At 65.5% G+C, this 21,930-nt stretch carries 25 protein-coding genes and 1 riboswitch; of the genes, 10 read left to right on the top strand and 15 right to left on the bottom strand.

Annotation, left to right across the window (positions count from 1 at the left end; all coding sequences use genetic code 11):
* Position 1 precedes the first annotated feature (1 nt).
* The 5 genes from thiS to ychF form a co-directional block, all read right to left on the bottom strand.
* Complete coding sequence (gene thiS, locus ACROSR_RS02600; protein ID WP_432682204.1) at positions 2–199, bottom strand: sulfur carrier protein ThiS; 198 nt, start codon at positions 197–199, stop codon at positions 2–4.
* Complete coding sequence (locus tag ACROSR_RS02595) at positions 183–1,169, bottom strand: FAD-dependent oxidoreductase (RefSeq protein ID WP_432682203.1); 987 nt, start codon at positions 1,167–1,169, stop codon at positions 183–185. Before ACROSR_RS02595 ends, thiS begins: the two co-directional genes overlap by 17 nt.
* Positions 1,166–1,960: a bifunctional hydroxymethylpyrimidine kinase/phosphomethylpyrimidine kinase gene (gene thiD / locus ACROSR_RS02590; protein ID WP_432682202.1), complete on the bottom strand. Its 795-nt coding sequence runs from the start codon at positions 1,958–1,960 to the stop codon at positions 1,166–1,168. The genes ACROSR_RS02595 and thiD overlap by 4 nt, the downstream gene beginning before the upstream one ends.
* 46 nt (positions 1,961–2,006) lie before the next feature.
* Positions 2,007–2,109, bottom strand: a riboswitch (TPP riboswitch).
* Between the two features lie 236 nt (positions 2,110–2,345).
* The gene (locus ACROSR_RS02585; protein ID WP_432682201.1) at positions 2,346–2,786 is read right to left on the bottom strand and encodes an ion channel; all 441 of its coding nucleotides are present in this window, start codon (positions 2,784–2,786) and stop codon (positions 2,346–2,348) included.
* 117 nt (positions 2,787–2,903) lie between these two features.
* Positions 2,904–4,001 carry a redox-regulated ATPase YchF gene (gene ychF, locus ACROSR_RS02580; RefSeq protein ID WP_432682289.1) on the bottom strand — a complete coding sequence of 366 codons (1,098 nt, stop codon included), beginning with the start codon at positions 3,999–4,001 and terminating at the stop codon, positions 2,904–2,906.
* A 127-nt stretch (positions 4,002–4,128) separates the two neighbouring features.
* Here ychF and trpA point away from each other — a divergent pair, with 127 nt between their 5' ends.
* From trpA to ACROSR_RS02560, 4 genes are all read left to right on the top strand, one after another.
* The gene (trpA, locus tag ACROSR_RS02575; RefSeq protein ID WP_432682200.1) at positions 4,129–4,920 is read left to right on the top strand and encodes a tryptophan synthase subunit alpha; all 792 of its coding nucleotides are present in this window, start codon (positions 4,129–4,131) and stop codon (positions 4,918–4,920) included.
* A 163-nt stretch (positions 4,921–5,083) separates the two neighbouring features.
* Complete coding sequence (locus ACROSR_RS02570; RefSeq protein WP_432682199.1) at positions 5,084–5,572, top strand: Hsp20/alpha crystallin family protein; 489 nt, start codon at positions 5,084–5,086, stop codon at positions 5,570–5,572.
* 202 nt (positions 5,573–5,774) lie between these two features.
* A complete protein-coding gene (locus ACROSR_RS02565) occupies positions 5,775–6,938 on the top strand; it encodes an alpha-hydroxy acid oxidase (RefSeq protein ID WP_432682198.1) in 1,164 nt (387 codons plus the stop codon).
* Positions 6,939–7,100: 162 nt separating this feature from the next.
* Positions 7,101–7,751 (top strand): 50S ribosomal protein L25/general stress protein Ctc, encoded by a 651-nt coding sequence (locus ACROSR_RS02560; protein WP_432682197.1) that lies wholly within the window; start codon positions 7,101–7,103, stop codon positions 7,749–7,751.
* A 66-nt stretch (positions 7,752–7,817) separates the two neighbouring features.
* Here the strand turns inward: ACROSR_RS02560 and ACROSR_RS02555 are convergent, their stop codons facing one another.
* The 4 genes from ACROSR_RS02555 to ACROSR_RS02540 form a co-directional block, all read right to left on the bottom strand.
* The gene (locus ACROSR_RS02555; protein WP_432682196.1) at positions 7,818–8,312 is read right to left on the bottom strand and encodes a periplasmic heavy metal sensor; all 495 of its coding nucleotides are present in this window, start codon (positions 8,310–8,312) and stop codon (positions 7,818–7,820) included.
* Positions 8,312–8,653 (bottom strand): hypothetical protein, encoded by a 342-nt coding sequence (locus tag ACROSR_RS02550; RefSeq protein WP_432682195.1) that lies wholly within the window; start codon positions 8,651–8,653, stop codon positions 8,312–8,314. Before ACROSR_RS02550 ends, ACROSR_RS02555 begins: the two co-directional genes overlap by 1 nt.
* Positions 8,643–9,236 (bottom strand): RNA polymerase sigma factor, encoded by a 594-nt coding sequence (locus ACROSR_RS02545; protein ID WP_432682194.1) that lies wholly within the window; start codon positions 9,234–9,236, stop codon positions 8,643–8,645. The genes ACROSR_RS02550 and ACROSR_RS02545 overlap by 11 nt, the downstream gene beginning before the upstream one ends.
* Positions 9,237–9,300: 64 nt before the next feature.
* Positions 9,301–9,807, bottom strand: coding sequence for an EF-hand domain-containing protein (locus ACROSR_RS02540; RefSeq protein ID WP_432682193.1), 507 nt, complete (start codon positions 9,805–9,807; stop codon positions 9,301–9,303).
* A 224-nt stretch (positions 9,808–10,031) separates the two neighbouring features.
* On the opposite strand from ACROSR_RS02540, the gene ACROSR_RS02535 reads away from it, so the two are divergent.
* Both ACROSR_RS02535 and ACROSR_RS02530 read left to right on the top strand, forming a co-directional pair.
* On the top strand, positions 10,032–10,418 hold the full coding sequence (locus ACROSR_RS02535) for a DUF983 domain-containing protein (protein ID WP_432682192.1): 387 nt from the start codon (positions 10,032–10,034) through the stop codon (positions 10,416–10,418).
* A 22-nt stretch (positions 10,419–10,440) separates the two neighbouring features.
* Positions 10,441–11,136: an NUDIX hydrolase gene (locus tag ACROSR_RS02530; RefSeq protein ID WP_432682191.1), complete on the top strand. Its 696-nt coding sequence runs from the start codon at positions 10,441–10,443 to the stop codon at positions 11,134–11,136.
* Between the two features lie 21 nt (positions 11,137–11,157).
* Here the strand turns inward: ACROSR_RS02530 and ACROSR_RS02525 are convergent, their stop codons facing one another.
* The 3 genes from ACROSR_RS02525 to pth form a co-directional block, all read right to left on the bottom strand.
* Entirely contained in the window at positions 11,158–11,529 is a 372-nt protein-coding gene (locus ACROSR_RS02525) for a DUF2237 family protein (RefSeq protein ID WP_432682190.1), read from the bottom strand.
* A 23-nt stretch (positions 11,530–11,552) separates the two neighbouring features.
* Positions 11,553–11,873 carry a heme-degrading protein HmuQ gene (gene hmuQ / locus ACROSR_RS02520; RefSeq protein WP_432682189.1) on the bottom strand — a complete coding sequence of 107 codons (321 nt, stop codon included), beginning with the start codon at positions 11,871–11,873 and terminating at the stop codon, positions 11,553–11,555.
* A 105-nt stretch (positions 11,874–11,978) separates the two neighbouring features.
* Positions 11,979–12,698: an aminoacyl-tRNA hydrolase gene (gene pth, locus ACROSR_RS02515; RefSeq protein ID WP_432682188.1), complete on the bottom strand. Its 720-nt coding sequence runs from the start codon at positions 12,696–12,698 to the stop codon at positions 11,979–11,981.
* A gap of 75 nt (positions 12,699–12,773) precedes the next feature.
* Between pth and ACROSR_RS02510 the strand changes: the two genes are divergently transcribed.
* Positions 12,774–13,454, top strand: coding sequence for an FkbM family methyltransferase (locus ACROSR_RS02510; protein WP_432682187.1), 681 nt, complete (start codon positions 12,774–12,776; stop codon positions 13,452–13,454).
* 70 nt (positions 13,455–13,524) lie between these two features.
* On the opposite strand, the gene ACROSR_RS02505 is transcribed toward ACROSR_RS02510, so the two are convergent.
* Entirely contained in the window at positions 13,525–14,346 is an 822-nt protein-coding gene (locus tag ACROSR_RS02505; RefSeq protein ID WP_432682186.1) for an ABC transporter permease, read from the bottom strand.
* 158 nt (positions 14,347–14,504) lie between these two features.
* On the opposite strand from ACROSR_RS02505, the gene cysQ reads away from it, so the two are divergent.
* The 3 genes from cysQ to fdhF all read left to right on the top strand — a co-directional run bounded on the left by cysQ (position 14,505) and on the right by fdhF (position 18,993).
* On the top strand, positions 14,505–15,281 hold the full coding sequence (gene cysQ / locus ACROSR_RS02500; RefSeq protein WP_432682288.1) for a 3'(2'),5'-bisphosphate nucleotidase CysQ: 777 nt from the start codon (positions 14,505–14,507) through the stop codon (positions 15,279–15,281).
* Positions 15,278–16,078, top strand: a complete 801-nt coding sequence (locus ACROSR_RS02495; RefSeq protein ID WP_432682185.1) for a 3-deoxy-manno-octulosonate cytidylyltransferase — start codon at positions 15,278–15,280, stop codon at positions 16,076–16,078. Before cysQ ends, ACROSR_RS02495 begins: the two co-directional genes overlap by 4 nt.
* 140 nt (positions 16,079–16,218) lie before the next feature.
* Positions 16,219–18,993: a formate dehydrogenase subunit alpha gene (fdhF, locus tag ACROSR_RS02490; protein ID WP_432682184.1), complete on the top strand. Its 2,775-nt coding sequence runs from the start codon at positions 16,219–16,221 to the stop codon at positions 18,991–18,993.
* Between the two features lie 67 nt (positions 18,994–19,060).
* Here fdhF and ACROSR_RS02485 read toward each other — a convergent pair whose 3' ends face one another.
* A complete protein-coding gene (locus ACROSR_RS02485) occupies positions 19,061–21,016 on the bottom strand; it encodes an AsmA family protein (RefSeq protein WP_432682183.1) in 1,956 nt (651 codons plus the stop codon).
* A 105-nt stretch (positions 21,017–21,121) separates the two neighbouring features.
* Complete coding sequence (locus ACROSR_RS02480; protein ID WP_432682182.1) at positions 21,122–21,883, bottom strand: glycoside hydrolase family 25 protein; 762 nt, start codon at positions 21,881–21,883, stop codon at positions 21,122–21,124.
* Between the last annotated feature and the right edge of the window lie 47 nt (positions 21,884–21,930).

Here is a 21,930-nt window from a genome sequence, read left to right as displayed (position 1 = left end):
GTCAGCCCCCTTGGCGTGGCGTGACGATCTCGATCCGGTCGCCATCCGCCAAGCGGTGGTCGGCGCGGTTCGCGGCCGGCACGAATTCCTCGTTGACGGCCGTGGCAACCTTGACGTCGCCGTAGCCCATCTCGTCGAGAAGGGCCGCGAGGCTGTCCGCGCCGGTCTCGTGCCTTGTGCCGTTAAGCGTGATCTTCATGGTACATCTCCGGTCTTTGATTGTCGCCCAGCACCAGCCCCGCCACCTGCCGCGCCACTGAGGGCGACAGCAGGAAACCGTGACGAAAGAGGCCGTTGACATGCAGCGTGTCGTCTTGCCGCGTGATGCGCGGCAGGTTGTCGGGAAAGGCGGGGCGGGCATCCGCACCGATTTCCACCACCTCGGCCTCGCCGAAGGCCGGATGCAGGGCGTAGGCCGCCGACAGAAGCTCCATCACCGAGCGGGCCGAGGCGCGGCCACGCTCTCCGCTTTCGATCTGGGTGGCGCCCAGCATGAAGATGCCGTCGCCACGCGGCACGATATAGAGCGGAAAGCGCGGATGCAGCAGGCGTACCGGCCGTGTGAGGGTCACGTCTCGGCTGCGCAGCACGACCATCTCGCCCTTGACGCCGCGCAGATCGGGCAGGGCGTCCTGCGCCGCAAGGCCGCGGCAATCGATCACCGGGCCGTCGGGGGCCTCATCGCTTTGCTCGAAACGCGCACCGTCCGCTTCCAGCGTCCGGCGCAGATGCGCAAGCGCCCCGCGCGGGTCGATATGCGCCTCGGTCTCGAACCACAGCGCGCGGTCGTGCCGGTCGGCGACATGCGGCTCCAATGCCGTCAGATCGTCGCCGGTGACCAGCCGGTGCCCGGTGGTGCGACGCGCGAACTGGTCAAGCTCTCGCCGGTCGCGCCCCAGTGTGATCACGAGCGAGCCCTGGCGTTGCACCGCCACGCCGCGTGCGGCCCACCAATCGGCGGCCTCGCGCCCCAGCCGCACCACGGGTTCCTCTGCGGTGGCGCCTTCGCATTCGGGCGCGAGCATGCCGCCCGCCCACCATGAACAGGCATGGGGGCCGGGCAGCGGGTTGGGGTCGCGCAGGGTGACGGACACGCCGCGCGCCATCAGCTCGGTCGCCACGCACAGCCCCACGACGCCTGCGCCGCGAATTGTGACATGTGCCGTCATGTCCAGACCTCGTGAAAGTGATGCACCGGTCCGTGCCCCTCGCCAATCTGTAGCCGATCTGCGGCCCGGATCGCCGCGTGCAGCCAGCCATGCGCGCGCTCGACCGCCTGCGTCAGGGTATGCCCCTTCGCAAGCCCCGCCGCGATGGCCGAGGAATAGGAACAGCCCGTGCCGTGGGTGTTGCGCGTGGCGATACGGGGTGCGTCGAAGCGGATCGCCTCGTCGCCGATCAGCCAGTCGGTGCAGGTCTCGCCCTTGCCGTGGCCGCCTTTCATCAGCACCGCGCGCGCGCCCATGTCGCGCAGTCGCGCGCCGTGATCCTGCATGTCGGCGTTGCTGCGCGCTTCGGGCAGCCCGAGAAGCGCCGCCGCCTCTGGCAGGTTCGGTGTCAACAGGTCGGCGCGTGGCACCAGATGTGTCAAAAGCGCGGCACGCGCGCTGTCGGGCAGCAGCCGGGCCCCGGATTTCGCGACCATGACCGGGTCGATCACCACGGGGCCGGCATGGTCGGCAAGCGCCCGCGCAACCGTCTCGATCAGGCTGGCATCACCCAGCATGCCGATCTTGATCGCGTCGATCCGGATGTCATCCAGCACCACCGCGATTTGCGCGGCGACGCTGGCCTCGGGGATCGGGTGTACGTCGGTCACCGCAACGGTATTCTGCGCCGTGACGGCGGTGATCACGCTGGCCCCGTAGACACCAAGCGCCGAGAATGTCTTGAGGTCGGCCTGAATGCCTGCGCCACCGCCACTGTCGGAGCCTGCAATCGTCAGCGCTGTTGTCGCCATCCTGCGTTCCTCTCTCGTTATCGGGAACGAAGGTGCTGCGCCGGTTGGCAGACAAGGCTCCGTTCCCTACGCCGGTGTGACCCGGATCAGGTTCGATGGGTTGGCCTGTTGCCTCTCAGCCCCGTGATCGGGCACCCCAACGGATACTTTCGAGATAGCAATTAGGTGCCGACCCGACAAGGGGCGACATCCGCGGCGCCCGAGGTCGGGACCCGGCCCGGCGGGACTGATCTCTGCGCCAGTCGCCCGACCGCGCGCTGATGTGTGACGCGCCTCCGGCGGGAGTATTTGGAGAAAGATGAAAACGGTAGGACGCAGTCCGGACAGACGGCGCGGGGCGGTGGGGTTTGCGCCGTGGTCCCGTCAATGCGGGCGAGCGCGGCCGCTAGTCATCCAGATCCGGGTGCCAGTGGCGCCGCATGACGAGATAGGTGAACGATGCAGACCATGTGATAAGCAGAAACCCGTTGAGGGATTCGATGCCGGCGAGGATCCTGAGCGGTCCCTCGGGATAGACATCCCCGATACCAAGGGTGGTGAAGCTGGTGATCGAGAAATAGAAGAAGTCGAGCGCCGTCGCCGTGGCCTGACCCTCGATCCCGCCAAAACGCGCGCTTTGATGCAGCGCCGCGATCGCGGCGGCATAGAGGATGATCTCGACGAGATGCGCGGCGAAGCACGCGAAGATGACGACCAGAACACGTTGTCGCGGGCGGATCGGCAGATGGCGGATCAACCGCCCGGTCATGCGCAATGCCTCGTAGTGGACCAGGACCGTCGCGGAAATCAGCAGCGCGGCAACGGCAAGAATGATGAATGCGGTCATTGACGTCACAAGGCTCCTGCCACGGTTTCGTGCGTTCCGTGACCCGCCTGGACGCGGGCGTCCCATCCAGCCGTTCGGGCCGCACCATGTGTGCTGCGGGGGACCGGTGCGCGCGGGTCAGGTATTGAAGAGGAAATGCAGCACGTCGCCATCCTTGACAATATACTGCTTGCCCTCGGCGCGCATCTTGCCGGCATCCTTGGCCTTCTGTTCGCCGCCGAGACTGACGAAATCGTCGTAGGCGATGGTTTCAGCCCGGATGAAGCCACGTTCGAAATCGCCGTGTATGACCCCGGCGGCCTTGGGCGCGGTTGTGCCGGTGGGCACGGTCCAGGCGCGGGCCTCTTTCGGGCCGACGGTGAAATAGGTCTCGAGGTGCAACAGGTCGTAGCCGGCGCGGATGAGCCGGTCGAGACCGGCCTCGTCGAGCCCCATCTCGTCCAGGAACATCGCCGCCTCCTCGGCGTCGAGCTGGCTGATTTCCTCTTCGATCTGCGCCGAGATCACGACCGAGGCCGCGCCCTGCGCCTCGGCCATGCGTGCCACGGCCTCTGAATGGGCGTTGCCGTCGGCGGCGTGAGCCTCGTCGACATTGCAGACGAAAAGGACGGGCTTGGAGGTCAGAAGCTGCAGCATCTTCCACGCCTTGAGGTCGTCCTCGTCGATTGCGACGGTGCGGGCGGGCTTGCCCTCTTCAAGGGCTGTCTGCGCGAGGGCGAGCAGGCGGTCGGCCTGCACGGCCTCCTTGTCGCCGCCCTTGATCTTGCGCGCGAGACCGGCGCGGCGTTTCTCGATGCTGTCGAGATCGGCGAGCATCAGTTCGGTCTCGACCGCGTCGGCATCGGCGACGGGATCGACACGGCCATCGACATGCGCCACATCGCCATCCTCGAAGCAGCGCAGGACATGGGCGATGGCGTCGACCTCGCGTATATTGGCGAGAAACTGGTTGCCAAGGCCCTCGCCCCGCGACGCGCCCTTCACCAGCCCGGCGATATCGACGAAGGTCATGCGGGTGGGGACGATCTGTTTCGACTTCGCGATCGCCGCCAGCCGGTCGAGCCGCGCATCGGGCACCGCGACCTCGCCCACGTTCGGCTCTATCGTGCAGAACGGAAAATTCGCGGCTTGTGCGGCCGCCGTGCGGGTGAGCGCGTTGAAAAGCGTCGATTTGCCGACATTGGGCAAGCCGACGATACCCATCCTGAAGCCCATCTGCCACTCTCCCAGCCCGTGAATTGCGGGCATGTACGGGGTCGGACGGGGCAAGGTCAAGCCGGGCATTGATTTCGCCCGCGCTTTGCGCCAAACCGCCCGGAACGCATCTGAAGGACACACCCCCATGACCCGTATCGACACCAGGTTTGCCGAACTGAAAGCCGCCGGGAAAAAGGCCTTCGTGTCCTATATCATGGCGGGTGATCCGGATGTCGAACGGTCCTTCGAGGTGATGAAGGGATTGCCCGCGGCGGGGGTCGACGTGATCGAACTGGGCGTGCCCTTCACCGACCCGATGGCGGATGGGCCGACGATCCAGCAGGCCGGGCAGCGCGCGCTTGCCGGTGGCATGACACTGGAAAAGACGTTGCAGATGGCGCGGCGCTTTCGCGAGATCGACGATGTGACCCCGATCGTGCTGATGGGTTATTACAACCCGATCTACAGCTGGGGGGTCGAACGGTTCCTGGTCGATGCGACGGCGGCGGGGATCGACGGGCTGATCGTGGTCGATCTGCCCCCCGAAGAGGATGACGAACTGTGCCTGCCCGCATCGAAGGCCGGGCTGAACTTCATCCGGCTGGCGACGCCCACGACCGATGACAAGCGCCTGCCCAAGGTTCTCGAGAATACCAGCGGGTTCGTCTATTACGTCTCGATCACCGGGATCACCGGCGCGGCCTCGGCCGAGGCGGGCGATGTCGAACCGGACGTGGCGCGCATCAAGGCGAAGACCGATCTTCCGGTGGTGGTGGGCTTCGGCATCCGCAATCCCGAGACGGCGCAGTTGATCGCCGGCGTGGCCGATGGCTGTGTCGTCGGCTCGGCCATCGTCGCCGAGATCGCCAAGGGCGGGCCGGTCTCGGACGTGATCGAGTTCGTGCGCGGGCTGGCTGGCGGGGCACATCGCGCCTGATCCGGTCAATACACTGCTTTTGAACGATAAAAATGATCCGAACCCCTTGAAGGTTCGGCTCGCTCTTCCCATTTTCGGGGTGAAAGGGGATGGCAGGCCCCGGCAATGGCGGCGTCGCCGTCCCCTCCACCAAGATCGAGACGGAACAAAAAGGAGGGAAGCGATGAACATGAGATCACTGATGCCATGGAACACCCGCAGCCCTGCAAACTGGGCAGGCGAACGCGATCCTTTCGCAGCACTGCACAACGAGATGAACCGCTTGTTCGATAGCGCCTCTCGTGAATTCGGTCGCGACCTGTGGGCCCTCGACGGGTTTGGCGGTTGGCCGCGGGTCGACGTGACCGATGCGGAAGACCACGTTCGGGTCGATGCCGAGGTACCGGGGCTGAACGAGAACGATGTGGAACTTACCTTGAAAGACGGCGTCCTGACGCTCAGCGGCGAACGCAAGGTCGAGAATGACGACAATGACCGCCGCGTATCCGAGCGGTTCGTCGGGCGGTTCGCACGGCAGATCCCGCTGGGGTACGAGATTGACGAGGATAACGTCTCGGCAACCTTCAGCAATGGCGAGTTGACCGTGACACTGCCCAAGACGGAGCAGTCGAAATCGGACGCCAAACAGATCGAGATCAAGTCAGCCTCGTAACCCGGTCACACCGTCCGTGTTGACCAAAACGCGCCCCATTGGGGCGCGTTTTTCATGTCAAGCCATGACGGGTCGCCCGTTCGAGGCCGGACGCGGGCCACAATGGCGCGCCGCATCTCCGCAACTTTTTCCTGCGACACGTCGTTCGATTGTGCCATAAGGCGCAAATCTGTACGGAGTTTGCATCTAGGCTGGAGGGCGCATGGCTGTCATCACGAATATTCAGGATCTCAAGGACATATATGCACGCCGCGTGCCCCGGATGTTCCATGACTACGCGGAATCCGGCAGCTGGACCGAACAGACCTTTCGTGAGAACACCTCGGATTTCGACAAGATCCACCTGAAACAGCGCGTCGCCATCGACATGACCGGCCGCAACGTGGCATCCAAGATGATCGGGCAGGATGTGGCGATGCCGGTCGGGCTGGCGCCGGTCGGGCTGACCGGCATGCAGCACGCCGATGGCGAGATCAAGGCGGCGCGCGCGGCCGAGACGTTCGGAGTGCCCTTCACGCTGTCCACGATGTCGATCTGTTCGATCGAGGATGTGGCCGCACACACGACCAAGCCGTTCTGGATGCAGGTCTACACGCTGAAGGACGACGATTTCATGCAACGGCTGTTCGACCGCGCAAAGGACGCCAAGTGTTCGGCGGCGATGATCACGGTCGATCTGCAACTGCTGGGGCAGCGGCACAAGGACCTCAAGAACGGGCTTAGCGCGCCGCCGAAGCTGACACCGTCGAGCGTGGCGAACATGATGACCAAGGTTCGCTGGGGCCTGGGGATGCTGGGCACCAAGCGGCGCAGTTTCGGCAATATCGTGGGTCATGCCAAGGGGGTGACGGACCCCTCGTCGCTGAGCACATGGACCGCCGAGGCGTTCGACCAGGCGCTTGACTGGGAGCGGATCAAGCAGTTCCGCAGGATGTGGGACGGCCCGCTGATCATCAAGGGGATCATGGATCCGCGCGATGCCGCCGAGGCGCTGAACGTCGGGGCGGACGCGATCATCGTGTCCAACCATGGCGGGCGGCAGCTTGACGGGGCGATTTCCGCGATCCGTGCGCTGCCGGCGATCATGGATGCCGTGGGCGACAAGATCGAGGTGCATCTCGACAGCGGCATCCGGTCGGGCCAGGACGTGCTAAAGGCGCTGAGCCTTGGCGCAACGGGGACCTATATCGGCCGCGCCTGGACCTACGGGCTGGGCGCCATGGGCGAGGCCGGCGTGACCCGTGCGCTCGAGATCATCTACAAGGAACTCGACAGTTCGATGGGTTTGTGCGGGCGGCGCGACGTGCATGATCTCGACCGCGATGTGCTTATGGTGCCCAAGGGGTTCGCCGACGGCTGGGAGTAGCGCCCGGACCCCCGACCGGTGGATCGGGGTATTTTTGCCAAGAAGAAACCGGAAAGTACCCGATTCGGGCCTTTTCAAGCCGGGTGACGTGGTCTATCAGCGCACTCTCATGCGGGGTGACAGCCTTGGAGGCACCCTGCTCTAACCTATGGAGTATTCAAGATGGCTGGAGAAATTCCTGATCTTCACGCCCAGGAACGTACGGGGACGGGCAAGGGCGCCGCTCGTGCGGTGCGCCGTGCGCATCTGGTTCCGGGGATCGTGTTCGGGGGCGATACGGACCCGCTGCCGATACAACTGCCTTACAATGCATTGATCAAGCGGTTGAAGGCGGGTCGGTTCAAGTCGACGCTTTTCAATCTCAAGGTCGACGGTCACGAGGATGTCCGCGTGATCTGCCGTGACGTCCAGCGTGATATCGTCCGGGATCTGCCGACGCATGTCGATTTCCTGCGCCTGCGCCGCACGACCAAGATCAACCTGTTCATCCAGATCGATTTTCAGGGCGAGGAAGAGTGCGCGGCGCTGCGCAAGGGCGGCGTCCTGACGATCGTGCGTCCCGAGATCGAGCTTGTCGTGACCGCGGGCGACATTCCCGAGAACATCGTCGTCGATCTGACCAAGATGGAGAACATCGGCGACACGATGACCATTTCCATGGTCGATCTGCCCGCGGGTGCGAAGCCGACCATCGACCGCGATTTCGTGATCTGCAACATCTCCGCGCCGTCGGCGCTTCAGTCGCAGGACGACGAGGACGAGGAAGAGGCGGATGTCGAAGAGGTGGCCGAGGCGGCCACCGACGAAGCCTGATCGGCCTGTCGGATCTTTCGCGACGCAATCGAACGCGGCCCCCTATGGTGGCCGCGTTTTGCATTTTCAGTCGCCACGGTGGTGGTCGTGCGCCGCGCGATAGGCCCTGATCTTGTCTTCCAGACGGTCGGCATAGGCGCGGCGCTCGGCGTCGGTCATGTTCGACAGGTGCGTGACCAGGATGTCCTGCCCCATTTCGAAGCGCACGGCAAAGCGGGCGCGGTGCTGTCGCATCCGTTCCGCGACCTGTGCGGGATCGAACGGCACGGCGCGCAAATCGGCCACCATCGCGTCGAGACTGGCGCGCATGTCGGCGCGTCCGCCATCGACCTGACGCCACGCCTGACGCATCTGTCGCCCGATCTCGTGGCGATCCTCCTGGCTGAGGGCGCGGGTCAGCGGCCCCCCCGCCATGTCAAGCCGCGACGGATGTGGCCCATCCGTGTGCCGCAGGGCCCAGCCGGCCGCCAGCCCCACGACCAGCAGGTTGAGCGCAAGCGATGCCACCAGAACGATTCGGGTCAGGCGGTCGCCGCGGAGTCCGCGCGTCGGGTTTGCCATCAGTCGTCTCCATCGCCCAGATCGAAGGCCATTTCGGGTGTGATATCAACAAGGTACCTCGCCTCGTCCGTGCCGATCACACGGTCGGGCAGGCCGGCACCGATCCACAGCCCCGCCAGCGCCGCGGTGGTCAGCCCCGCCATGGTTGGCCAGCCACCCAGAAGGTGCCGGACACGCGTCGTCCAGCTGTGTCGTGGTGCCGGCCACAGCGCGGCGGTCCGTATCGTTTCGGCATCCGTCAGAACGCGCGCCAGCATATCCTCGGTCGGGGCGGGGGCGGCGTCGCGGGCGGCGTCGAAGAATGGATCGAGCACCGTGTCGTCGTGATCGTCATGTCTCATCGGCATATCCCAATTCCTCTTTTCGTCCCGAAAGTGCCGCCGACAACGCACGTTTCCCGCGCGAGGTTAGGCTTTCGACCGCCTCGATCGTGATCTCCATGATGTCCGCGATCTCGGGGTTCGACAGCCCGTCGATATGGCGCAGCGCGACGGCCTGCCTCTGCCGTGCGGGCAGATCGTTCAGCGCCTCTTGCAGCGCGTTGGCGCGGGCGCGCTGCTGCATGTCCTCGACCACGCTTGCTCGGCCGTCAGCGGGCTCTGGTATGGCGTCGATCGCGACCGTTCCGCCACGTGCGCGGCGCTGGCGGTCGATGCAGAGGTTGGCCACCACACGGTAGAGCCATGTGGTCACCTTCGCCTCGCCCTCGCGCCAGTCCGGCGCCTGTTTCCACAGGCGCAGCATCGCCTCTTGCGTGACGTCCTCGGCCTCGGCGCGGTTGCCGAGAAGGCGCCAGGCATGCGCGAAGAGCCGCGGCGTGAGCCGCATGGTCAGCACACGTGCCGCCGCCGCATCGCCATCGGCAAAGCGTGCGAGCAACGCTTCGTCGGGCAGATCCTCCATGGCGTCGAACGGCATCGGCATCGCCTCCGAGCGTACCCGCCCCCCCGCATCCTTGACCAGTGACGCCGGGGGCAGATATGTGCCCTCACTGGTCGGCGCTACGGTCTTTCATGCCGTGGTGCCGATCGCCGTGGCGGCCGTGCCCCGTCTCGAACTCGGCGCGGGACACCGCCCCGTCGCCATCGAGATCCATGCGTTTCATCATGCGGCCCGACCGCCGGTCCCGCATCTCCTGCATGCTGAGGGCCCCGTCGCCATCGCTATCGTAGCGTTCGATCATGTGATCGGCGCGCTGGCCCATGCGCTCGGTCTGCCGTGCCATCATGTGCGTGACGAGTTCCTCGCGCGAGATCACGTCGTCGCCGTCGCTATCGGCCCCGTCGAATCGCGACTGCATGTGCATGGTCATTTCCTCGGTCGTGATCTTGCCGTCGCCATCGGCGTCAATCTCGTCGAAGCCGGGTCGCATCTGCATCGAGCCGTGCATTCCGCCCGCATGCATGCCATCCTTGTGGCTTGCGGCGGTTCCCCGGTCCGGTCCGGCAAAGGCAATGATCGTCGCCAGCCCCGTGAACAGCATTACATTTTTCATCGTGAAATCTCCTGTGGTGTCTGGTACGTCGGCGCGGCGGGAAAGAGACCGCCGATCCGAACGTGTTCATGATACGCCGCCCGTGCGGGTTTCCGTCGCGATCACGACATCATCGGCACACCGCGCCCCGATTTTCGCGACATCGCGCCGCAATGACACCCTGTCCCCTTCCAATGCGGCGCCGTAATCGTCAGGTTAGCGGCTGACACAGAAAGGCCAGTGCCATGCATGACACCACCGCCCAGACCGACCGCCCCTTGTGGCCTGCGTTGCGCAAGGGATTTTCCCGGAAATGTCCCAATTGCGGCAAGGGGCCGATCCTGAAGAGCTATCTCAAGGTGCGTGAAAGCTGCCCGGTATGCCGCGAGGATCTGAGCCATAATCGCGCCGATGACGGGCCCGCCTATCTTACGATCCTGATCGTCGGGCACCTGATGGCCCCTCTGCTTCATGTGACATTCACGCATTTCCGGCCCGAGCCGCTGGTTCTGTTCACCATTTTCGGCGTTGGCACGGTCACATTGTCGCTGTATCTTCTGCCCAGATTGAAGGGGGCCATAGTGGCCTTTCAATGGGCGCGGTTCATGCATGGGTTCGGTGAGGATCGCTGAACCCTGCGAGCCGGGAGGGCAGATGACCGAGATCGACAAGACCGCCATTCGCGATGCGGCCACCGTGATCGTGCTGCGCGATACCGACCGTCCGCATGTCCTCATGGGCCAGCGCGGCAAGACGGCGGCCTTCATGCCCAACAAGTTCGTGTTTCCCGGCGGTGCGGTAGACCGGGCGGATGCGGATGTCCCGCTTGCCCGTCCTTTGCCGCCGCTTTGTTCCAAACGTCTGTGCGAGGATTGCGACCGCGATATCGCCCATGCGCTTGCCACGGCTGCGGTGCGCGAATTGTTCGAGGAGACGGGGCTGGCGCTTGGTCAGCCCGGCGCGTGGCCGGGGCCGGTGCCGGATGACTGGGAAAGGTTTGCTGCGCGCGACCTCGTGCCCGTGGCGGACCCGCTGCAATTCGTGTTTCGCGCTATCACCCCGCCGGGCCGACCACGCCGCTTTGACGCGCGGTTTTTTCTCGTGCATGCGGAGGCGCTTGTCGGGGATCCGGACGACTTTTCGGACGCCTGCGATGAGCTGAGCCATCTGCAATGGATCCCGCTGGCGGATGTGCGCAAGTTCGACCTGCCCTTCATCACCGAGGTTGTCCTGGCCGAGGTCACCGCCCGCGCGCATGATCGCACGCCGCCCGCGTCCGTGCCGTTCTTTCGCAACGATGACGAGGAAAGCCTGTTCCTGCGTCTCAAGGGCGCCCCGGCGACAGAGTGATCGCGCCGCCGGGCGCGTGCGTTACTCGGGCGCGTGTTTCTTGAGGATCTCGATCGGCACGATGGATAGCGCCCGGATATGCGTCGCCTGAAGCCGCACCTGCGGCGCGCATCCCTCGTCATGCGCCTGCAGGAACCGCCCGGCGCACAGGCACCACTGATCGCCGGGTTTCAGCCCCGCGAAGCCGAACTCCGGGCGCGGCGTGCTCAGGTCATTGCCGACATATTTCGAATAGGCCAGAAATTCCGCCGTCATCAGCGCGCAGACGGTATGGCTGCCCTGATCCTCGGCACAGGTGTTGCAATGCCCGTCCCGAAAGAACCCGGTCAGCGGATCGTCCGAGCAGTGCTCGAGCGCACCGCCGAGGACGTTCACCGATTGCTCCATCTCCATGGTGTTTTCCTTTCGGTCAGGTGTCAGCGTTCTTCGAGCACGGTCTCGAAGCCTTCGAACTCCGGCGGTCCCAGCAGGGCGTCGCGTGTCGACTGGTTGCCCGCATCCTTGTGCGCCGCGCGGAACGCCTCGGATTTCGTCCAGGCGTCGAACGCCGCGCGGCTGTCCCAGATCACGTGGCTGGAATACAGCCTGTGCCCCTCGCCCTCGGGACCTTTCAGCAGGCGAAACTCGCGAAAGCCGGGGACGCTTGAAAGATGGCTCTCTCGCTCGGCCCACATCCGTTCGAACGCGGCCTCATGGCCGGGTTTCACCCGGAACCTGTTCATGGCGATGTAGGTCATGTCGCCCCCTTCTGTCTGGTTGCGCGGGCCGGGGCCGGCCGGGCAAGGGCAAGCGTACCGGAATTCACCGAAACCATAGCGGTCCGCCATTCAAGCGCAAGCGGGTCACCGGAATTTGTCGACAAGCCGCTGCAATGGGCTGCGCGCGGCATCGTCTGTCGGCGCCGGGTCGTCCGGGGTGGCGTCGGGTTTCGGCGCGCCTTGACCCGGGGTCTCGGGGGCTGGTTGCGGCGCGGGGTTCGGTTTGGTCGGGCGTGCGGGGGCCATGCGCTGCGCGACGGCGTTCTGAAACCTGTCCGGCTTGCCCTCGGCCAGCCACGGTGCGCCGTCGGCGATGCCGCGCATCATGTCGTCGAGCCACGCCTCGTCGGCCTTCGCGAAATCCTGCAACACGTACTGCGAGACGCGGTCCTTGTGTCCGGGATGTCCGATGCCGAGCCGCACGCGCCGATACTCTGCCCCGAGATGCGACTGCATCGAGCGCAGCCCGTTATGGCCTGCATGCCCGCCACCCTGCTTGACGCGCAGCTTGCCGGGGGCGAGGTCCAGCTCGTCGTGAAACACGGTCACTTCGGCGGCGCCGAGCTTGTAGAACCGCGCCGCCGCGGCGACCGACTGTCCGCTGAGGTTCATGAAGGTCTCGGGTTTCAGCAGGATGATCTTCTCGCCCGCCAGCACGCCCTCGGCCATCTGGCCCTGAAACTTGGCGCGCCATGGGCCGAACCCGTGATCGGCGGCGATCGCGTCGACGGCCATGAAGCCGATATTGTGCCGGTTTCGTGCGTATTTCGCCCCCGGATTGCCCAGGCCCACAAAGAGCTGCATTGCCCAAACTCCCGTCTTGATCGAGGGTGGTCTAGGGCTTTGGCCCCATGGAATCAAGCAATGGTCGGTGCGGGTATGGCAGAGTACGAGATCGACGGTCTGCACCTGACAGTGCCCGACGCGCTGCTTACCGCGCGCCTCGCGTCCAAGCTGGGCGACGGCACCTACGAGGCGCAAGAGGCGCACGCGGCGCGCATGCGTCTGCGCGCGGGTGCGCGGGTTCTCGATCTGGGGGCGGGAATCGGCTATGTCGCGGCCGTCTGCGCGCGTGTGACCGGCGCGGAAAATGTCACATGCGTCGAGGCCAATCCCGCGATGCTGCCGGTGATCCGCGCCAACCTCGACCGCAATAGATACGGGGCCGTGACGCTGTTGCACGGGGCGGTGACCGGCCGGGACAGTCCGGCGGGGCCGATTGCGTTTGACCGGGGCAAGAGTTTCTGGGCGGGGCGCATCGCCGATCATCGCCGCAACGCCACGCGCCAGGTGGACGTGCCCGCGCTTGGCCTCGATGCGTTGCTGGACGATGTGCGCCCGCATGTCGTGGTCATGGATATCGAAGGGGCGGAACAATACCTGTTCGATGCGCCGTGGCCGTCCCATGTGCGCAGCGTAATGATGGAACTTCATCCCGGTCGGTACGCCGACACGGTCGTCCAGCGCATCGTTGATTGCATGTCCGCATCGGGGCTGACCTACGATCCGGGGCCGTCCTGTGGCCGGGTCCTGTGCTGTCGCCGCGTCCGGGGGCGGTAGCGGCGCATCCCGCCTGCGATGGTACCGGGATGCCGGGGACATTGTCGTGGCGCACGGCGAGAGGGCGTGTTTATCGCCGGGCGTCCCAGCTTTTGGAGGCGAATTGTCGGGTATAGAATTCGCCCATCAACCCGATGACCAGAAAACATATGCCCAGATAGATCGGATAGTCGAGCGACGTCTTGTGCGGAAAGTAATTGATGAACACGAACCCCCGCGCCTGGTCGATCGTGTGAAACAGGGGGTTCCACGAGAACATGTCATACATGAACGCGGGCAGGCTGTTGGCCACGAACATCTTGCCCGAGGCGACCATGTTGGCGCGCTGATAGATGGTGGTGAAGATCGACACGAAGGTCGGAAACCACGGCTTGATCGCCAGCAGGATCAGCCCCACGGCAATCCCGGTGAACCAGGCCAGCATCAGCATGCCGAAGGCCGCCACCGGCTGATGGATCGTGATCGGCGTGAACGCCGCGTGATAGACGAACAGGATGACGCCCATCGACAGCACCTGGATGTAAAGCGATCCAAGTGCCGCGGCACATATCGCGACGATCGTGTTCATCGGCGCGTGCTGCATCATCGGCGAGGCGGGCCCCTCTGATCCGACCACGGCCCCGACGGCCTTGATATGCGTCAGGTACAGGAAGATGCCCGACATCATGAACAACAGAAAATCGCCGCGCAGCTTTGCCCCGCGCAGCCCGAGCAGGCTGAACATCACGTAGAATGCCATCACGATGATCACGGCCGTCAGGATGTTGAGAACAAGCGCGATGACGGCGTTGCCATGGCCCTGACGAATGTTCCGGACGGTCGTGTGATAGATCAGCTCCAGAATGATGAGTGCCGATTGCAGGCTCGATCTCGGGCGCACGGTGTGGAACATCGGAAAACTGCCTGACTGCCTTGGGATTGTGCATCCGCGTTTCTTGCATTCGACACGAGATGTACCATAGGGGCAAAGCGTGATCTATTCATTAAGGGCGCAGCATCGCCCGCCGGACAAAGGAGCAGACATTGGACCATCATGCGCTGACGGCAGAGATGCGGCGACTGGCCTTCGAGGCCGGCGATCGCATCATGGAGATCTACGAGGCCGACGATTTCGAGGTGAAGGTAAAATCCGATGAAAGCCCCGTCACCGAAGCCGACGAGGCCGCCGATGCGAGCATCTCAGCGGGCCTGCGCGCGGCCTTTCCCGATGTCGCGCTGGTAACCGAAGAGCAGGCGGCCTCGCACACGCAGCGCGTCGATACCTTTTTGATCGTCGACCCGCTGGACGGCACCAAGGAATTCATCAACCGGCGCAGGGATTTCACCGTCAACATCGCCTATGTCGAGGCCGGGCTGCCCATTCGCGGCGTGGTCTATGCCCCGGCGCAGGGCCGCATGTTCTACACGCTGCCCGATGGCACGTCCGTCGAAGAGGTCGGGCCGTTCGACCGCGATACCCCCGGCGTGCAACGCCCGATCCGCGTCGCGTCGCCCGACAATGCCGCGCTGATGGTCGTCGCCAGCAAATCGCACCGCGATGCCGCGACCGACGCCTATATCGGCAGGTACGCGGTCAGGGACATGACCAGCGCCGGGTCCTCGCTGAAGTTCTGCCTTGTGGCGACGGGCGAGGCCGATCTCTATCCCCGCCTTGGCCGCACGATGGAATGGGACACCGCCGCGGGTCATGCCGTGCTTGCGGGTGCCGGCGGCCATGTCGTGCGCTTTGACGATCACGCGCCCCTGACCTATGGCAAGGACGGGTACGAGAACCCGTTCTTCATCGCCCATGCCCCCGGCGTCGAGCTGAAGGCAGGTACCGCATGAGCGTTCTGGTCGTCATCCCCGCGCGCTACGCATCTTCGCGCTATCCCGGCAAGCCGCTGGCGCAGCTTACCGGCGCGGGCGGCGTGGCCAAATCGCTCGTCCAGCGCTCGTGGGACGCCGCGCGCGCGGTGCGCGACGTGGCGCGGGTGGTGGTGGCCACCGATGACGACCGTATCAGAACGGCCGTCGAGGCCTTCGGCGCCGAGGTGGTGATGACGTCGCCCGACTGTGCCAACGGCACCGAGCGCTGCGCCGAGGCGCATGACGCGCTCGGCGGCGATTACGAGATCGTGGTCAACCTGCAGGGCGACGCGCCGCTGACCCCGCCGTGGTTCGTCGAGGATCTTGTCGCGGGGCTGCGCGCCGATGCGTCGGCCGAGGTCGCCACCCCGGTGCTGCGCTGTGACGGGGCGGCGCTCAACGGGTTTCTGGCCGATCGCGCGGCCGGCCGGGTCGGTGGTACGACGGCCGTCTTCACGCGCGGCGGGCATGCGCTCTACTTCTCCAAGGAAGTGATCCCCTACACCGCGCACACCTACGCCCCGGATGTACCCACGCCGGTCTTTCACCATGTCGGCGTCTATGCCTACCGGCCTGCGCCGCTCGCGGCCTATCCCGGCTGGCAGCCCGGCCCGCTGGAAGGGCTGGAAGGCCTCGAACAGCTGCGATTCCTGGAAAACGGGCGATCCGTGCTTTGTGTCGAAGTGACGGCCCGAGGGCGCCAGTTCTGGGAGCTCAACAACCCCGAGGACACACCGAAACTCGAACAGATGATGCGCGAGATGGGGCTGGAGTGATCCGGCGCGGAGGTGCGCCCGTGACGCCGATCGGAAACCCCGCCGCGGGGCTTGGCGTAAAATTGCGGTAAGGTGTCGTGATTGGCAGACTGACGGCGCGCCACGCGTGATGTAACATCCTTGGGCAAGGAGGCATGCGCATGACCGGGACGATCACATTTACCCTCGATGGCCAAGAGGTCGAGGCCGAGGCGGGACAGACCATCTGGGACGTCGCGCATGGCCGTGGTCTGAAGATCCCGCACCTGTGTCACACGCCCGCACCGGGCTACCGCCCCGATGGCAACTGCCGCGCCTGCATGGTCGAGGTCGAGGGCGAGCGGACGCTGATCGCCTCCTGCATCCGCGAGGCCAGGGACGGCATGGTCGTCACCACTGATTCGACCCGCGCGCAGACCGCACGAAAGATGGTGGTCGAGATGCTGCTCGCCGATCAGCCCGACCGCGCCGCGTCGCATGACGCCTCCAGCCACCTGTGGGACATGGCCGACGCGACGGGCGTGACCCATAGCCGCTTTCCACAGGTCGAGCGCGACCGCGTCCCGCTGCTCGATGACAGCCATGTCGCGATGCGCGTCAATCTCGACGCCTGCATTCAATGCGGGCTGTGCGTGCGCGCCTGCCGCGAGGTGCAGGTCAACGACGTGATCGGCATGGCCGGGCGCGGGCATGACGCCTACCCGGTCTTCGATTTCGACGATCCGATGGGCGACAGCACCTGCGTGGCCTGCGGCGAATGCGTGCAGGCCTGTCCCACCGGCGCACTGATGGAGGCCGCGGTGCTGGACGACGCACAACAGGGCGACAGCGCCGACTTTGACGAAGAGGTGCAAAGCGTCTGCCCGTTCTGCGGTGTCGGTTGCCAGGTCGCGCTCAAGGTCAAGGATGGCGCGGTCAAGTATGTCGACGGCATCAATGGCCCCGCCAACGAGGGCCGGCTCTGCGTCAAGGGGCGGTTCGGCTATGACTACATTCACCATCCGCACCGTCTGACCAAACCGCTGGTGCGCCGCGACGATGCCCCGGCCAAGGGTCTCAACGTCGATCCCGGCAACTGGGATCAGGTTTTTCGCGAGGCCGAGTGGGACGAGGCGCTGGATGTCGCCGCGGGCGGGCTCAAGCGCCTCAAGGACGACCACGGCGGCGCCTCGGTCGCCGGTTTCGGCAGTGCCAAATGCACCAATGAAGAGGCGTATCTCTTTCAGAAACTCATCCGGCAAGGGTTTGGCCACAACAACCTCGATCACTGCACGCGGCTGTGCCATGCCTCCTCCGTGGCGGCCTTGATGGAGAATGTCGGCTCGGGCGCCGTGACCGCCAGCTTCAACGAGATCGAGAATGCCGACGTGGCGATCGTCATCGGCGCCAACCCGACCGAGAATCACCCTGTCGCCGCCACCTATTTCAAGCAATTCACAAAGCGGGGCGGCAAACTCATCGTGATGGACCCGCGCGGGCAGGGCCTGCGCCGCTTTGCCACCCACATGTTGCAATTCAAGCCCGGCGCGGATGTCTCGATGCTCAACGCGATCTGCCACGTGATCGTCGAGGAAGGGCTCTACGACCAGCAATATATCGAGGCCTTCACCGAGAACTGGGAGGCCGAGAAGGCGCATCTGGCGCAATTCCCGCCCGAGAAGATGGAGGTGCTGTGCGGCATCCCCGCCGACACGCTGCGCGCCGTGGCGCGCGAGTTTGCCGGCGCGCAATCCGCGATGATCTTCTGGGGCATGGGCGTGTCGCAGCATATCCACGGCACCGACAATTCGCGCTGCCTGATCAGTCTCGCGCTGATGTGTGGTCAGGTCGGGCGTCCCGGTACCGGGCTGCACCCGTTGCGCGGCCAGAACAACGTGCAGGGCGCCTCGGATGCGGGTCTCGTGCCGATGTTCCTGCCGGACTACCAGTCGGTCACCGATGACCGCGTGCGCCACGGCTTCACCGATGTCTGGCAATCGGATGATTTCAGTGCCGAAAAGGGCCTGACCGTGACAGAGATCATGGATGCGGTGCACGAGGACAAGATAAAGGGCATGTACATCCTCGGCGAGAACCCGGCAATGTCTGACCCGGACGTGGAGCACGCCCGCGACGCGCTGGCGAAACTCGATCACCTGGTGGTACAGGACATCTTCCTGACCGAGACGGCGAACTATGCCGACGTGATCCTGCCCGCCTCGGCGTTCTTCGAGAAATCCGGCACGGTGACCAACACCAACCGGCAGGTGCAGATGGGCCGCGCCGCCGTGGCCCCGCCGGGCGAGGCGCGCGAGGATTGGCGAATCACCGTCGACCTCGCAAACCGTCTCGGCCTGCAATGGACGTATGACGGCCCCGCGGATGTCTTCGCCGAGATGAAGCTGAACATGGCCTCGCTGAACAACATCACATGGGACCGGCTGGAGCATGAGAATGCCATCACCTATCCCTGCAAGACACCTGACGGTCCGGGCGAGACGGTGGTCTTCGGCGACGGCTTTCCGCGCCCCGAGGGGCGCGCGCGCTTCACCCCTGCCGCGATCATCCCGCCCGATGACCTGCCCGATGCCGAATATCCCATGGTCCTCACCACGGGCCGGCAGCTGGAGCATTGGCATACCGGCTCGATGACCCGGCGTGCGCGCGTGCTCGACGCGATGGAGCCCGAGGCAAGCTGTTCGCTGCACCCCTCGACCTTGCGCCGCATGGGCGTCGAGGCGGGCGGCATGGTCCGCCTGACCACCAAGCGCGGTTCGATCCGGATCATGGCCCGCGCCGACCGTGCCATTGCGCCGGACATGGTGTTCCTGCCCTTCGCCTATGTCGAGGCCGCAGCGAACATCCTCACCAACCCGGCCGTCGATCCGTTCGGCAAGATCCCCGAATTCAAGTACTCGGCGGTGCGCGTGGACCCATTGGACATGGCGGCGGAATAACGCCTGGACGGGACAGCCATCACGCCGTCCCGTTCACCTTTCCATAAATACTCGACTTATCCGGCGCTCAGTCGAAAAGCTTGCGCAGGGAGTTCAGGGCACGATCCTCGATCTTGTCCCTGACCGCATCCTCAAGGCTCTGACCCTCGCGGGCGTCAAGGTTCAGCCTTTCGCGCAGCTCTCGATCCAGACGCTCCTCGGCCCGGTCTTCCAGTCTTTCGCGCTCGTCCTTGAGGTTCAGATCCAGCGCCTTTTCCAGATCGGGGGTGATGCGCGGATCGGCCCAGGCCCCGCGGATGCGCACCGGGATGGCAATGCCCCGGCTCGTCTCGCCCTCCAGCAGCACCGGCGTGAAGAGGTAATCGATATCGCGTGCGCCCAACCCGATGCGCCCGGTGCCCTCGGCCCGCGCCAGCGGCAGCCGCATGGCAAGATCGCGATTGTAGAGGTTGCCGTCCTCCATGGTGAAACTGGCGCTCATCTCGTCGAAAACGGTCGTGCCGCCCGTCACATCGCCCGACCGCATGAGCCGGTCCAGATCGATGCCCGAGATCACGCCGCGCCCCGTGCCGATCCGTCCCGTTCCGGACAGCGAATTCATGATCGCGTGCACCGACTGACCCACGCCCAGAAAGTCCACGGTGCCGGTGGCGGTTGCGGCAAAGCGGGTGATCCCCATGGCGTCGGACAGGAAACGCTCCAGGTCCAGGCCCTCTGCGGTAAGATCGCCCCCGACGGACAGGCCGGACCGGTTGTTGGCCACGAATTGCCCGGTCAGCAGCCCGTCATAGGCGCGCACCTCTTGCAGTGCGAAGACCGCGCGCGACCGGTCCAGCGTGATCGTCAAGCGCGTTTTGCCAAACGTCAGATCGCCCAGATCGATGCTGTCGGCCACCAGCGCGACCTCGCCATTGGCCAGCGCCAGACCGCTGGCATCGATCGGCGTGCGCGACCATCCGCCGTCGGCCCCGCCGCTACCGGACCCACCCCCGTTGCCCCTGGCCGCGGCCAGATGCGACAGGTCGAGCGCGCCCGCATCAAGTTCGGCGCTGATGCGCGGCACGTCTTGCGACAGGTCGATATCGGCATCGCCCGAAATCGCGTTGCCGCCCAGGTCCAGCGCCATGTCGCGCACGCTCAGCCGCATCGCATCGGTCAGCGTGATATCGCCGCCGCCCGTCACAGGCGCGCCCAGCCCCTCGGGAATATCGACCGTCCCAAGGCCGAGCGCCGCAAGCAGCGCCGCTGTGTCGGACAGGTCGAGATCGAGCCGCCCCTGCAATTGCGGCGCCGCCGCGGCGCGCCCGTCAAAGGCGATACGCCCGCCCGGCCCCTCGATATCGGCCGCCACAGGCGTCACCGCCCCGTCGATGAACGCGCCCAGATGATCGACATGACCGGTAATCGTGACCGGATCACCGGCTTGCCGCAACACCGCTTTGACGGTGGCCCGCCCGTCGTAATCGGGCCAGCGCAGGTCGAAATCCATGTCGCGAACCGTTTGCACATCGCCGGTGCGATGATCCGTGTAGCGCAGGGACGCCGCCGTGATCAGTGCCCGGTCAAGCGTCAGCGACAGCCTGTTCGACGTCGCAGGCCCCGCCGCACCTTCTGCCTGGCCGGTCGTGGCCACGCCATCGACCCCGAGTTCCCAGTTCACCCGCCCATCCGCGGCCCGCTCCAGGCGGATATCCGGTGCGGCGATCTCCAACCCGGTTATGCGGATGTCACCGCGCAGCAGCGCCATCGGCTCGACCCCGATCTTGAGACTTTCCGCGCGCAGCAACGGCGTCTCCCCGGCCCAGTCGGCATTCGCCACCTCGACCGCGCCGGTGGCCACGCCGAGAACCGGGTATAGGCTCAGGGTCGTCTCGCCCGACAGGGTGACGGGGCGCCCGGCCGCGCGGGACAACTGGTCGGCGGCGATCTGCGCGATCCGCTCGCCCGGCAGGAACACAAGCGCACCAAGACCGACCGCCGCCATCACGACGACCGCTCCGATCAGACGAAAGATCCAACGCATGGTCCGGCCCCCTGTTCGCGAGTTGCGCGCCAGTCTAGGCGCGGCGCATTGGCGGGGGCAACCGCTTTCGCGGTCACGCGGTTGTCCCGATGCGCGGTGACGGGCCTATCTGTGATGCGTGCCCAGCCATCGCTGCCATTCGGCCGGCGACCCGCGAAAGACGTTGAGATCCACGCCCCCCTCGACCCCCGGCACGATCCCCGTACCGGTGTACTGCCAGAAGACCCAAGGCTGGCCGGGATAGACGCGGTCGGGTGTCTTTGCCACCGAGCGCAGCCAGAACTGGGCCCGGAGGTCGCCGATCCCGGTCTGCGCGTAAAACTCGGGTGTGGTGTAGATGATCGGGCGCTTGCCGTAGTGACGTTCAACGATATCGAGGAACACTCGCGCTTGCCGGCGCACCTCGGATGCGGGCGGGCGCACCGTGCAGGTGGGCGAGAACGGGTTCCATTCCAGATCGAGGACCGGCGGCAGCGCGTGGCCCCGGCGCGGCACGTTGCGGATGAACCAGCGCGCCTGCACCTCCGGATCCGTGCAGAAGTAGTAGAAATGATAGGCCCCGCGCGGCACGCCTTCGCGCGCTGCCAGCTGCCAGTTCCGGTCGAATTGCGGATCCTTCAGGTCGCCGCCCTCTGTCGCCTTGATATAGGCGAAGGCGACGCCCGACAGGCGCACCCGCCGCCAGTCGATCCGGTTCTGGTAACGCGCCACGTCGATTCCGTGCACCGGATAGGCGGCCGGTCCGCCGGGTCCGAAATCGATCGGGTCGTAATCGCCGAACGGGTTGCCCGCGGCGGCGGGCAGGGCGGCAAGGGCGACAAGAATGGCGAGCGCGCGCAGCATGATCGAGGCTCCCTCATGGATCATGCCCACGGGTTTACCCTGCCCGCCCTGCCCGGTCAGCACATTTGTGC

The organism is Roseovarius tibetensis (assembly GCF_050896375.1).
Classification (GTDB): Bacteria; Pseudomonadota; Alphaproteobacteria; order Rhodobacterales; family Rhodobacteraceae; genus Roseovarius; species Roseovarius tibetensis.
Note: the sequence above shows the minus strand (reverse complement) of the source record. Positions and strands in the feature narration are given on the sequence as shown.